Origin of the sequence: Longitalea arenae, from assembly GCF_016924755.1 — a bacterium.
GTDB lineage: Bacteria > Bacteroidota > Bacteroidia > Chitinophagales > Chitinophagaceae > Niastella > Niastella arenae.
The window spans coordinates 651297-664376 of the sequence record NZ_JAFFJX010000001.1 but is presented as its reverse complement, the minus strand read 5'-3'; the positions used below and the strand labels follow the sequence as shown (position 1 = coordinate 664376).

Sequence of the window (13080 nt, the reverse complement as noted above, 5' to 3'; positions counted from 1 at the left end):
TAACAGCTCATTAATGTAGGTCTGTGGAACCACTAACTAATTATTCTCCCATTGCTTTACGGTATGCTTTAATGAAAATGGCGCCCAGGTTTTTATATGGAGGAATATAATCGTCAAACTTCTCCTTGGCATCGCCGGTAGCAAATTTCCTGGTCTTTAATTCACGCCACATACTTATCCAGTCGATATCCTTTCCCATCAGCAATCGGTCGTTGATCGCCTGGATGATGGGTTCATTAACGGTTTTTGTGCCTACCTGCTTAGACGAAATGATATGCGCATCAGGACATGCCGTAAGCACTTCATTCAGGTTATTGTAACCACCGCAGGAACCCAGCACTACTATGCGGGCACTGGCCGGCAGTTTATGCAAGGTGGTTTGCAGGTGATAGCTATGCCCACGGTGCACCACAACAGTTGGCGTCAAATTGCGTTGCTGCAGATATTCGATCAGTTTATTCTGCGCTTTATCATCCGGATCGTCTTCACCATACAATGGCTTGTTGGCAAAGATGTAAACGGGTTTGCCTTTGGTTGACGTGATGGTTACCCATTCTGGTCTCCTTTCATCAATGCGCCATCCCGGCCGGCCACGAAACATAGCCATGAAGTTTATATAGGAATTCTGACCGTCCTTATCTTCATCGCCATAAAAGAATACCTGTTGAACAACGCGGCCGCTATCGTCGGTTAAATTACTGTAGTCCTTACCATAAATAGAAGGAATGCCCAGTAAAGCGCTTAGATCAACTTTCTTGGTGGTATCAGCCGATTCAAACAAAATGCGCAACAGGTTATAGATCACCTGTCCTCTTTTGTTATTCTCCTGCACATTCTTTGTATAGCTCACATTCACTTCATTCAGGATAAAAGCAGCCAGCTCTTTGTTCTTATCCATGATGCTGCTGTAGGAATCAGCCACATCAACCGCATCTTCGAGATCATTCGTCTTACGCGGTTTTTCCAATCCGATCACAAATGCTTTCATCATGGTCTCTGCATTCTGCTTATCCATTCTGTTCAGAAAATCATCCAGCTCATTGTAACCAGCAGCCATTTTAATGAACTTTCTGAAATAGTCGCCATGCACGCTCATGATCAGGCTGTCGCTCCGCGGGTTGGCCATACGTTGAAAAATGCGGGGATACACACCATTCACATAGCTGGAAGTATAAATTTCATCTTCGCCCAATACAGCCAGGTAATATAACTCCTGCGCCGTCAAACCATCGAGGCGGCGGAAACGCACATTGGGGTTCGATACGCTGTGCAGGGCATTTATTTCGCGAATGAAATATTCTCTTGCTTTGCGGGCCATCATTTCCGTAAGGGCCTGCATCTGATTGGCGGTATCGTTGTATGGCGGTAAAGAGCGTTGTACATATTCTATCCTGGTTTTCACCAGCAGCTTGAAATAACTGAGGTCGTTCCCTTTAACGCTGTCGATGGACTGCAGGGAAATTTTACCGCGCATGAGGTTGTCGAGAAAAGGAAAATACAGCTGACCGCTTTTGCTGGTTGCGATGCGCGCTACTAATTGTACTGCAGAATCGCTGTGATGCCTGATGCGGTCACCCAGGGCATTATTGGCCTGCGCGTAATCGTACACGCGTGCTACATCATAACTAAGGGCCACTTTGATTAAGCTGTCGGCAAAATAAGCATTCGGGTTTTTGGCCAGTTCAGGCATGATCTGGTCCGGATGCATGGTCAGATATTTCCGCTTCAATGTAAGGCGCGAACCACCCATACCGGGGTTATCATTCAAATACTTGCTCAGCGCATCAACGAGGATCTTTGCTACACCATAATGACTGGCGTCTATGACGTGTGCGAAACTTTTTCGTTGTTTATCCAGCGTCATACACTGGTCAAAAGCTTTGATGAGGGCCGGCGCCAGAGAAGCGGGAAAATCACGTCGGTTCAAATTCGCAAGATAACCCTGCAAGAGAAAGTCGATGCTGCGCAGGTATTTGATCTTGCTATTATTATTTATGGTAGAATCGAGTTCGATCTGGTTCTGCAATTCATCCACGCCACGGGTAAGCGCATCCATCACATGCAGGCTGATGGTAGTATCAGCCGCAATTTTGCCCTGGTTATTTAACTGATTGATCTTTTTTTGTTGCTTATCGATATTTCCGTGCCATAACTCACGTTCCATAGGCACTTTTATAGGAAAAGAATTCTGCGTCAGGCCCGATTGCCAGATCAACAAACAGATAACAATAAAATGTATATGTATCCTCATATGCTGCACATCTGTATGGAGTAGAGCAAAAATATGACCAAAGGGTTGTATTGACAGTTTGAATTTATCACCTAAACGGCCGGCATTCGCTGCCCGCCATCTTGTCTCTGCCCCGTATTCTTTCCCCCGGCATTTTGCCCTAATTTATAAAACTTAAATTACAGGCGTAAGGTAGTAAAAGAAAGTCAAAAGCAGGTTGCCGGGTACCTGTTACCGGTTACCAGTTGCCGGTTACCAGTTGCCGGTTACCGGTCGCCAGTTGCCGGTTACCAGTTGCCAGTTGCCGGTTACCAGTTACCTTTCTGCAAATTCTAACTTCCAATTTCATTTACCTCACACCTTTGGCCCCCTGGCCTGCAGCTTCCAAATTTCGTAGCTTAAAGCTTGTGGCGGCGCTATTCACCACGATTATGGGGACCGCCATAAACCATACTGTCAGCTTTTAGCTTAGTGCCCGCCGCGCCCTAAGCTGTCTGCAACAGCCTTTCTACATTACCAAACTGTGAACTTATTTCCCCGGCAACTTGTTAATCATCATGTTACCCACGCTCATATATTAAGAAATTGTGAACTCAATATTATCATTTACAGGAAAGCCCCATTTCAAGTAGGTTTGCCAAAATTTTTGTTAATGAATGCTAAAGGCAAGATCCTGATTGCAGACGACGAGCCTGATATAGTGGAAATTATCCGGTACAATCTTACCAAAGAAGGATACGAGATAGTAACAGCTAATAATGGGGATGATGCCATTCAAAAAGCGAAATCAAGTCAGCCCGACCTCATTATCCTCGATATAATGATGCCCCGCAAAAACGGGGTTGAAGTGTGCGAAATCCTACGCGCGCAGCCAGCCTTTAAAGATACGGTCATTGTTTTCCTCACCGCCCTCAGCGATGAAAGCTCACACGTAAAAGGCCTGGAAACCGGCGCCGATGACTATATCAGCAAACCCGTCAGTCCAAAGATCCTGGTCAGCCGCATTCACGCCATCTTCCGCCGCATCAACAAAGAGCCGGAAGAGAAAGTTATCAAGATCGACAACCTGGAAATTGATCCGGTGAAATTTGAAGCCAAGGTCGACAGCAAGGCCGTAGTATTAGCCAAAAAGGAATTTGAATTGTTATACTTGCTGGCATCAAAACCCGGCCGGGTTTTCCTGCGCAATGAGATCCTGAACCAGATCTGGGGCAATGATGTAATCGTGGGCGACCGTACCATCGACGTTCATATCAGAAAGATCCGCCAAAAACTCGGCATTGATTGTATCACTACCGTTAAAGGGGTTGGGTATAAATTCACCATGTGATAATGAGATAATTAGCTAATTTGCTTATTACAAACATGATTGCACCGCCAGTGCCAAAAGCACGGGGCCAGAAGAGTATTAGCTAATCAGTACCTTAGCAAATCAGCAGATTGGTTTTCCTATGTCTTCAGCAAAAAACCTTACACCCCGGCAGTTAGCTGCATTCACAGCAGGTATATTAGCTATTCCTATAGCCATTGGCATACTTATTCTCACCCTTAACTGGCAGATCGGGCTTGCGTCGCTCATTGTAATCTTTGCCGGCGGTTACTGGTTGATACTGGTCACCATGGAAAGGTTCATCTATCGCAAGATCAAACTCATCTATAAGCTTATTTATCAAACCAAAGCGACCAAAAAAGAAGAGATGTATTTCAAATACATCCTGCCGCAAAAAAGCATCGATGAAGTGCGGGCCGATGTGGAAGAATGGGGTGAACGCCGCATGCGGGAAATAGAATTATTACGTCAGAACGAAGCCTACCGCAAAGAATTTTTGCAGAACCTGGCCCACGAGTTCAAAACACCCATATTTGCCATCCAGGGTTATGTAGATACCCTGCTCGGTGGCGCCATGGAAGAAGAAGCCATTCGTAAAAGATTTCTGGAAAACACGGCTAAAAACGTCGACCGCCTGGTGAACCTCATGAATGACCTGGATGAAATATCCCGGCTCGAAAGAGGCGAACAATTACTGGCCAAACAAAACTTTGTGATCCAGGACCTTATTCGCGAAATATACGACTCCCTTTCTATCAAGACCCAGGCAAAGAATATTCGCACGCTCATCAAAAAAGGCTGTGAAGCGCCGATCACCGTATTTGCCGATAAAGAAAAGATCAAACAGGTATTGATCAACCTTGTTGAAAATGCCACCAAATACGGTAAACACCATGGCCATATAACAGCCAGCATTTACGATACCGACGATCAGCATGTGCTGGTGGAGATCAGCGACGATGGTATCGGCATAGAGGAAGAACACCTGCCCCGCATTTTTGAACGCTTTTACCGTACCGACACCGCCCGCAGCCGCGATAAGGGCGGAACCGGCCTCGGCCTGGCCATCTGTAAACATATTATTGAGGCGCATGGACAAAGTATTCACGTGCGCAGCACCCCCGATGTGGGCACTACCATCGGCTTTACGGTTGAGTCAAAGCGCGACTGACAGTCAGGGTGCTGCAATGCCGGTATACGGAACGCTAAGACGCCGCCCGCTTTATTAACTCTATCAGCGTTAATTGTAACCCTACCCTTTAATAAATAGAATTCTTTAATTGCCGCGATTTTTCCTTCTTTGGAGCGCTTAGACTACCCAAGGCGCCGTTACTTTGCAGCACACTATCCAATATCCAATATCCGAGACCATGAAAAATCTGAAACAAACGGCTGCCCTATCCGTTCTTTTACTGATGGCCTATTGGGGCCAGGCGCAATGCACCAACCCCACTAATACGCTAACCTATGATACTACAGTGAATGCACTGGGAAATTCCATGTATTCGTTCACATTTCCAAAATTCAACCCTGCGCTGGGAACATTGACTGAAGTGAAGATCTTAACCAAGGTTACCCTGGTATATAATTTCAGCCTGGAGAACGGTGAATCCAATGCGGTAAGTAACTACAGAGTGCGGGTTTTTCGGGATGATGAGGTCAGCAGTACGTCTTTATTATCACCTTTAACAAATTCTTACCAGAAACAATACGGATATTACTCCCTCGCTGGCTCAGATGGTATTCCGGGTGCCGGACCTGATTATACTTCACAGGGCCCTTTGTACGTTATGAACCAACAAAACATAGCGTATACTGTTTATAATACGGCTGATTTCATGGGAGCAGGGAATGTTATGTTCGATTACACAACATCAACCTATTCCGCAGCCCAAGGCAGTATAAACAATATTCTGGACGGTTCTGCACAGGATGCAGTGAATTTTCAGATCGTATATACTTATTGCCCCCAGGTTACGCTGGCAGCAGATATCATCTCTTTTTCAGCAAACAGGCTAAATGAATCTGCTATTGACATTAAATGGATCACAAAAAAAGAAAAAAACAACCTCAATTATGAATTACAGAAAAGTAGTGATGGGAAATTTTTTGGAAGCGTTGCTCGGTTTACTCCAGCGTCCGGTTCGCAAACCGGCTCCTATAGTTATTCGTACCCGGTTCAACCAACAGATAACGGCAAGACCCTTTTATTCAGGATCAAACAAATAGAAGCCAACGGCACGGCGAAATACTCACCTGTTCAGGCAGTTCGGCTCACAGCTAAAACCAATGGACAGATCAAAATATTTCCTAATCCGGCCAAGGGCCTAACCAGTGTTCTTTTTAACAATACCAAACGTGGCAACTGGGAAGTGAGTGTTTATTCGGTAAGTGGACAATTATTAAAACGCTACCTTTTCAACAATGCCCTTACCGGTAAGATCAATGCCGGTAATGAGTTCGAAAAAGGTGTCTATATGATCCGCGCACTTAATAAAAGCACAGCAGAAGAGTCTGTTCAACAGCTCATCATTCAATAACGAATACTAAATGCTCAAAGAATGTTGAAGTGGTCAGTTCAAAACTGCCTGCTTCAACATTTTCTTTTAGGATCCACCATTCAATTTTTCCTTTTCGCTGTATTTCCGGTTAAAATATACCAGGGAAAACAGGGTAGCCAGCACACCTACACCAGAAAATATAACAACAGTAGTTGGGTAGAACTCCGTCCAGGTCAGCTGTAAACCAGCCAGCTCTTTGGTCAACATTACCGACATGCTTCCCAGGTATCCCCAGGCATCGGCTATATAAATAAGAAACCCAACATTACCTGCTATCTTAAACGTGGCGATCAATCGTTCAAAATAAATGCAGTTGAACGGAATATATCCCATATACAAGCCAAGCCCTGCCAGTTGCATCCATAAAGCGCCGGAAACGGTACCAGCTAAAAAAAGCGCAGAGGCAATACCGGCAATTAAGAATCCGGCAACGATCACCCAGTGAATTAAACGGAACGCCTTTATATTTTTTCTCACAATCACCAGCAGGCTCATTACCACCAGCACTATTACAGAGGTAATGGTTTCGGTTTTGGTGAAAATGGCCGGCTTTTGACCATAACCCAGTTCATTCCACATATTCGCCATAAAATTGTCGCGTATATCGCGCATGATGCTCAGGAACAGATAGGTGATCACTACCGCCACCACACCGCCGCCAAACAGCCGTAAAAAGTTTTTGCGGTCATGCCTTGTCATGGGCAGGCGGATGCTTCTTTCCTGGATATCCTGGGCATCTGGCGGCGGTACGCGTTCTAACAGGTACATAAAAACGACCAGCGGCAGGGCAAACACCAGGCCCGTGGCAAAACCCAGCCATTGCTCCGGCAGCTGCCAGCTATCGCGCAACCACACGGCTACCGACCGGCTGAAGCCCCCGGCAAATACAAAACTGATGGCCATGGCAGCGCCTATAAAATCGGTTGCACGCCGCCCTTCGGCATAACTGAAAATAATTCCCCACATAAAGCCCAACATGAAGCCGTTCCCAAACAGGAACAGCATTCCCCAGGGTGCCGGCGACAATGCAAAAAGCAGCAAACAAAGCCAGGCTATGCCAATGAGCGCAGCACTCGTTTTCCAACGGCCCAGCCGTTTAAGCTCAGCAATGAATTTAATACCGTAAAATTTGCTGGCCATATAACCCAGCCCCTGGCTAATGATAAGTAAGGTTTGATATTTTATTCCCCAGAAGGCCAATCCGTCAAAAGTGGCTACCGTAAAGGCTTTGCGGTAGGCAAAAATGCATGCGTACGTTAAGAATGCTACTGCTGCTGTATATAATGCAACAGTGAGCTGTTTTGTTGTAAAACGGGCGGCAACGGTCGTTTTTGTTGGCAAACGGAGCAGTTTTGAATAATGGCGATGAAAACGATTCAATCGTAAAGTAAGGAAATAAAGGGGTAACGCCTAACGCTGAATGCCCGTCTCCGTTTACCCTGAATGCATTTCGGGCAAAAAAAGGGCGAAACTTAAAAAAGCTCCGCCGGTCAACATTAAGAAACTGCTACGATTGTTATTTATGTATAACACACAGCAATAAAACGGACACTAAGATACAGCGATGATATTACCGCATTCTTACGACAGTGTGAACAAATGATTACGTCTATCCTTAGCCCGGAATTTCCTGCGGGGTTGCAACCGGTAACAATTCCTTTACACAAGCCTAACGGCGGCTTAATAATGCTATAACACTGAGGTCATATAGATGTGTGAATTTTGATAAACCCAAACTCAATGGAAAAACGCGCAGTAGACGTAGTAGTTATATCTGATGTACACCTCGGTACATACGGATGTCGTGCAAAAGAGCTGGTTGCATACCTGAAAAGTATCCTGCCGAATATTCTTATCCTCAACGGCGACATCATTGATGGGTGGCAGTTCTCCAAACGTTATTTCCCGGCTTCACATATGGCAGTGATCAAAGAGGTGCTAAACCTGATCATGAGGGGCACCCGCGTTTTTTATATTACCGGAAATCATGATGAATTACTGCGGCGCTACAGCGATTTCCAGTTAAGCCATTTAACCCTTACCGATAAACTGGTGCTCGAGATAGACAATAAAATGCACTGGATATTTCATGGTGATGTATTTGACAACACCACCAAAGGCGGCGCCAAAGTGCTGGCCAAGCTGGGCAGCAACGGTTATGGCGCCCTGATCCTGTTCAACCGCCTTGTGAACTTTGTACTGAAAGCATTTGGCCGTGAAAAACTGTCGATCTCAAAAAAGGTAATGGCCGGCGTAAACAAAATGGCTAAGATCGATGACTTTGAAAATATTGCAGCCGAGCTGGCCATTGAAAAGAAATACGATTATGTGATCTGCGGTCATATCCACCAGCCCCAGAAAAGAGTGATCGAAACCGAAAAAGGCAAGGTTACCTATCTTAACTCAGGCGACTGGGTCGAGCATTTGACCGCCCTCGAATACCAGCACAATGAATGGAAGATCTTCGAATATAACGAAAAGGATTTCCCTCAAACGGCGATCGATATCCCGGCAAAAGTAAATGTGCTAACAGACGAGATCAGTTTTTATATTAATTCATTAGCAATATAAATCTATAACCATCGAAGCGCATACACGGTGGAAAAGAGCAATAAAACATGAAGATATTTTACGCCATACAGGCTACCGGCAATGGACATATTAGTCGTGCCATGGAACTCTTACCTTATTTACAGAAGTTCGGCACCGTTGATATTTTCTTAAGTGGCGCCAACAGCACCTTACCGCTGAACGCCCCGATTAAATACAGAAGTAAAGGCCTAAGCCTTTTTTATACCTGCGACGGCAGCCTCGATTACTGGAAGATCGTTCGCCGGATAGCCCCTTTACGGGTCATGAAAGAAGTGCGGGACCTGCCGGTTGAAAAATACGACCTGGTGATCAACGATTTTGAATGCATTACCTCCCTGGCCTGTGCCCGTAAGAAAGTGCCCTCAGTAAATTTTGGTCACCAGGCCAGCTTTGTTTCTAATAAAACACCAAGGCCTGAAAAGCCCAGCAAAGCCGGTGAATGGATCCTGCAGAATTATGCCCGGGCCACCAATTATATCGGGCTGCATTTTGAAAGCTACGACGACTTTATCTTCTCTCCGGTCATTAAAGAAGAGATACTAAAAGCCGAAGTGAGCAATAAAGGACATATAACCGTGTACCTCCCTTCCTACTGCGATAAACAATTGATCGATCTGTTAAAGCCTTTCAAAGATCACCGGTTCGAAGTATTCTCCCGCCAGGCAGTAAAGCCTTATACCGTTGAGCACATGAATTTCCGCCCTGTGGATGCAAAAGATTTCAACCGCAGCCTGATCAGCTGTTTTGGTATCGTGTGCGGCGCCGGTTTTGAGACCCCCGCCGAGGCTTTGTACCTGAAGAAAAAAATGATCGCCATTCCAATTCAGGGGCAGTACGAACAACAATGTAATGCCGCTGCGCTTAAAAAAATAGGCATTACTACCCTCGACAAACTGGATGATGATTTTACCGGCACCTTCAATAACTGGGTGAACGATCCCGCAACGCCCTCGGTACAATACCGGTATTCAACGGAAGCCATAATCAATATACTGATGTACCGCTGCACTGATCTGAGATCTCAGTTGGATATACCTTATCCCGATCTGATCTTCAATTAGTCAAAATCTTTCTTCCGTTTCTTGTGCCACTTCTTTCATTAAGGGTGGCACTTTTTGCATGCGAACAGGTGGGTTAAAAAAAAAGCCGTCACGATAGAAATCGAACGGCGTCAGTCACATGAGAGAAATAAAACTCTCACTTTATAGAGAATCTTAGTATTTTATTGATAATTATTTCAGGCAGGATGATCTGAAATCGCTTTCTGGCGAGGATAAGATGCTTAAAGATACTTCCGGCCACGTAAAAATTCATAATTTTTTAGAGAATTTTACTTTCTTCTTACATTTATCCAAAAAATACCCAATTACATTTAATTATTTCTATCATACCTATTAATTCTTTTATAAATATTCATTCAATATTTTACTAACATAAGCCCTGACAAAAGCGGTCCGTTCCGCTGGCACGGCGTGGCTTGCCATAACAGCATCTGTTAATGGCATGAACGATATTGAAAAATGGAATCCCCGGCAAGTTACCCCAACACTATTAGCCAGCTGTTACAGCAGTGTTACCAAATGGTAAAACAAAACCCAGGCATACAATTCGCATTTGAGATTTAATATTACCTGATTGTTAAGTTTTCGTATATTAATAGTGGAAATTGATCCCGTGAAAAGATTTGCGACCATACTGATCTTCCTGGTATCCTTCACCACCGGCCCCATCGCCGGCCTGGGGCAGGCCGTTCAATTTGATTTTTGCGGCGAACCTATCGGCTTTGATTTTGATAAAAGCACCATTCCTCAATCATCCGATCTGTCAACAGCGGCAGCCATTACAAGCTTTTACCAAAGCCTTGAAAGTGTTGATTACGATCCTGTAATTAACGCGCTGCTGGCCTACAAAAACAAACTCAGGCCCGATGACTGGTTATTTTACCAGCTCATCAGGAAAACGGCCCAACTAATAAGTCCTAAAGCAAACGATTACCACCGCTATACCTTGTATAAATGGTATTTCTTAACCCGGTGTGGCTATGATGCCATGCTGGCTACTTCTGGCAATTATCTGTTGTTCTATATCCGTTGTGATGAGAATATCTACAATATTCCTACCCGTACAGTCGATGGCAAACAATATGTTTGTTTGAACTATCATGATTATGGCAATAATATTGACTTTCAAAAGAACCGGTTTGCAGTGATCGATCTGCCCGTTCCCGAAAAGGGGAGCAACTTTTCGTATAAGATCACCCGCCTGCCCGAATTCAGACCATCTGACTACAAAGAAAAGGACCTCCGCTACAGCTATAATGATCTGGAATACTCTTTCAAGATCAAACTCAATACGCAGATCCAAACGCTGTTCACCAATTACCCGGTGGTAGATTATGCGCTGTATCTGAATATTCCCCTGAGCAAAGAAACCTATTACAGTCTGATCCCTTTGCTGAAGAAAAAAGTAAAGCGGATGAATGTTAAAAATGGCGTTGATTACCTCTTGCGGTTTACCCGGTATGCATTCCTGTTTGAACCTGATACGGAGATCTATGGGGGCGAAAAAAGATTATCGCCTGAACAAACGCTGCTCTACGATCAAAGCGATTGTGAGGACCGTGTAGCCTTGTTTTATTGTCTCGTAAAGGAGATCTACGATCTGCCGATGATCGTGCTCTCTTACCCAAAACACGTAACAATAGCGGTACAGTTCAATAAGCCTTATGGCAAACCGATCATCTACAATGGACAGAAATATACCATTTGCGAGCCGAGTCCGCAAAAAGAAGATCTGATGGTTGGACAATTACTGCCTGAGCTAAAGCAGGCCCCCTATGAAGTAACGTACGTATACACGCCTCAAAAGAATAAATAAAGGCCGGGCCCGGCCTCAAAAAGAAAAACTGCCCTGAGTAAACAAGGCAGTTCTTCAAAATCTATCAAAATAATTAAATTACTTATTCCAAACAGCCCAGTTGGCAGTCCAGTCAATAGTGCCATCTAAAGCACCTCTGTAACTAACTTTTTCAAACCAGGCATCGCCTAAAGTACCAAAGTCAAACAGTGCACCTGATAAAGCGGCAGAACCGGTAGCAGGTTTCAGATTGGGTGCTGTATTGTTGAAAGGATCAGTGAGCTTCATATCACCTGCTGTTGCCAACACGGTTGATTTGTAGTTTGTTTTGATCCGGTCGGTTATAGAAGCGTTATCGTATGTAACACCAGGTATGGTTTTACCAAGCTCTACATCAACAGGGTTGCTGGCAACAGAACTGATAAAGCTGTTATAAAAAGCACTTGCACCTCTTGCAAAGTATGCAATTGTTGAATCTTCCTGTAAACGGAGGCCTTTTTGACCACCCAGGGCGATTGAGTTGGCAAGGATGAACTTGCTGCCTCTTCTCCAGCGCATGCTCCAGCCAAAATCAGCAGAAGTACCGGTTGCGCCATTGGGGCCAATCAAAGTGAAATTCGACATCACCGGGAAGGTAATGGGCGCTCTTGACAGTAAGAAACCATTGCTTGGGTTTACGTTATCAACCTCGAAGTTGTTAGATACGTCGCCGCTGGTACCTTTGGCATCAGTGAATTTGGGATCTTTAACAGAGATCGCGAATTGAATTTTACCGCGGTATCCGTCGTCCATATCAAAATCATCGTCTGCGCAGTTGTAAGCGATGAGGTGTTTGCAGTTTACGGTTCCGCCAAAGAACTCAAAGGCGTCATCCAAACCGCGTACGATCTGTACATAATCGATCGTAGTACCAGAACCTACGCCGTATAAAGACAAACCATTCACTTCGTCACCGGGGTTAACCGCTTTACCAGCATATTCAATACGAACGTATTTCAATACGCCAGAGTTATCAGCGTCATTAGAACCACCGAATGCGCTGAAAGCAGCATCAACACCACCTTCAATGACAGAGTGGTTACCGTTACCGGTGGCCTGGCCTACCAATACGATACCACCGAAGTCACCCGGCTGCGGATTAGCTTCATTTGAAGTAAATACGATCGGTTCAGCAGCAGTACCCTGGGCCATGATCTTTGCGCCGCGGTAAACTACCAGAACGGCTGCAGAGTCTTTATTTGAAACTATTTTAGTTCCAGGATCAATAGTGAGAGTAACACCGCTTGCTACGTATACATAACCACGTAAACGGTATGTTTTATCTTTTGTCCAATGCAGGTCAGAAGTAATGGTACCGCGTATTTCTGTACCAGTGTTGTTTCCACCACCGCCACCACCTGGGTCATCCTTGTCATCGCTCTTGCTGCAGGCGCCGAGCATAACAATCCCCAACAAGTAAATTGTTGCTAGTTTTTTCATCTGAAGACTTTTTTTTAAAATTTTTGACTAGG

General features: G+C 44.9%; 9 protein-coding genes. 6 read left to right on the top strand and 3 right to left on the bottom strand.

Annotation, left to right across the window (positions count from 1 at the left end; translation table 11 throughout):
* Positions 1 to 40: 40 nt before the first annotated feature.
* Positions 41 to 2164: a hypothetical protein gene (locus JT717_RS02925; protein ID WP_205508681.1), complete on the bottom strand. Its 2124-nt coding sequence runs from the start codon at positions 2162 to 2164 to the stop codon at positions 41 to 43.
* A gap of 718 nt (positions 2165 to 2882) precedes the next feature.
* Here JT717_RS02925 and JT717_RS02920 point away from each other — a divergent pair.
* From JT717_RS02920 to JT717_RS02910, 3 genes are all read left to right on the top strand, one after another.
* On the top strand, positions 2883 to 3560 hold the full coding sequence (locus JT717_RS02920) for a response regulator (protein ID WP_205508680.1): 678 nt from the start codon (positions 2883 to 2885) through the stop codon (positions 3558 to 3560).
* 121 nt (positions 3561 to 3681) lie between these two features.
* Positions 3682 to 4731 carry a sensor histidine kinase gene (locus JT717_RS02915; protein WP_205508679.1) on the top strand — a complete coding sequence of 350 codons (1050 nt, stop codon included), beginning with the start codon at positions 3682 to 3684 and terminating at the stop codon, positions 4729 to 4731.
* 199 nt (positions 4732 to 4930) lie between these two features.
* Positions 4931 to 6100, top strand: a complete 1170-nt coding sequence (locus JT717_RS02910) for a choice-of-anchor E domain-containing protein (protein ID WP_205508678.1) — start codon at positions 4931 to 4933, stop codon at positions 6098 to 6100.
* 66 nt (positions 6101 to 6166) lie between these two features.
* Here JT717_RS02910 and JT717_RS02905 read toward each other — a convergent pair whose 3' ends face one another.
* Complete coding sequence (locus tag JT717_RS02905) at positions 6167 to 7462, bottom strand: DUF5690 family protein (protein ID WP_205508677.1); 1296 nt, start codon at positions 7460 to 7462, stop codon at positions 6167 to 6169.
* Between the two features lie 399 nt (positions 7463 to 7861).
* On the opposite strand from JT717_RS02905, the gene JT717_RS02900 reads away from it, so the two are divergent.
* The 3 genes from JT717_RS02900 to JT717_RS02890 all read left to right on the top strand — a co-directional run bounded on the left by JT717_RS02900 (position 7862) and on the right by JT717_RS02890 (position 11590).
* A complete protein-coding gene (locus JT717_RS02900) occupies positions 7862 to 8692 on the top strand; it encodes a UDP-2,3-diacylglucosamine diphosphatase (protein WP_205508676.1) in 831 nt (276 codons plus the stop codon).
* A 47-nt stretch (positions 8693 to 8739) separates the two neighbouring features.
* A complete protein-coding gene (locus tag JT717_RS02895; RefSeq protein ID WP_205508675.1) occupies positions 8740 to 9774 on the top strand; it encodes a glycosyltransferase family protein in 1035 nt (344 codons plus the stop codon).
* Between the two features lie 613 nt (positions 9775 to 10387).
* Positions 10388 to 11590 (top strand): hypothetical protein, encoded by a 1203-nt coding sequence (locus JT717_RS02890; RefSeq protein WP_369411678.1) that lies wholly within the window; start codon positions 10388 to 10390, stop codon positions 11588 to 11590.
* Positions 11591 to 11668: 78 nt separating this feature from the next.
* Here JT717_RS02890 and JT717_RS02885 read toward each other — a convergent pair whose 3' ends face one another.
* Complete coding sequence (locus JT717_RS02885) at positions 11669 to 13048, bottom strand: beta-helix domain-containing protein (protein ID WP_205508674.1); 1380 nt, start codon at positions 13046 to 13048, stop codon at positions 11669 to 11671.
* Positions 13049 to 13080 lie beyond the last annotated feature (32 nt).

What these genes read in the sequence shown, in the direction of transcription:
- JT717_RS02925 (WP_205508681.1), bottom strand. Translation starts at nt 2,164, where the DNA reads ATGGAACGTGAGTTATGGCACGGAAATATCGATAAGCAACAAAAAAAG.
- JT717_RS02920 (WP_205508680.1), top strand. Translation starts at nt 2,883, where the DNA reads ATGAATGCTAAAGGCAAGATCCTGATTGCAGACGACGAGCCTGATATA.
- JT717_RS02915 (WP_205508679.1), top strand. Translation starts at nt 3,682, where the DNA reads ATGTCTTCAGCAAAAAACCTTACACCCCGGCAGTTAGCTGCATTCACA.
- JT717_RS02910 (WP_205508678.1), top strand. Translation starts at nt 4,931, where the DNA reads ATGAAAAATCTGAAACAAACGGCTGCCCTATCCGTTCTTTTACTGATG.
- JT717_RS02900 (WP_205508676.1), top strand. Translation starts at nt 7,862, where the DNA reads ATGGAAAAACGCGCAGTAGACGTAGTAGTTATATCTGATGTACACCTC.
- JT717_RS02895 (WP_205508675.1), top strand. Translation starts at nt 8,740, where the DNA reads ATGAAGATATTTTACGCCATACAGGCTACCGGCAATGGACATATTAGT.
- JT717_RS02885 (WP_205508674.1), bottom strand. Translation starts at nt 13,048, where the DNA reads ATGAAAAAACTAGCAACAATTTACTTGTTGGGGATTGTTATGCTCGGC.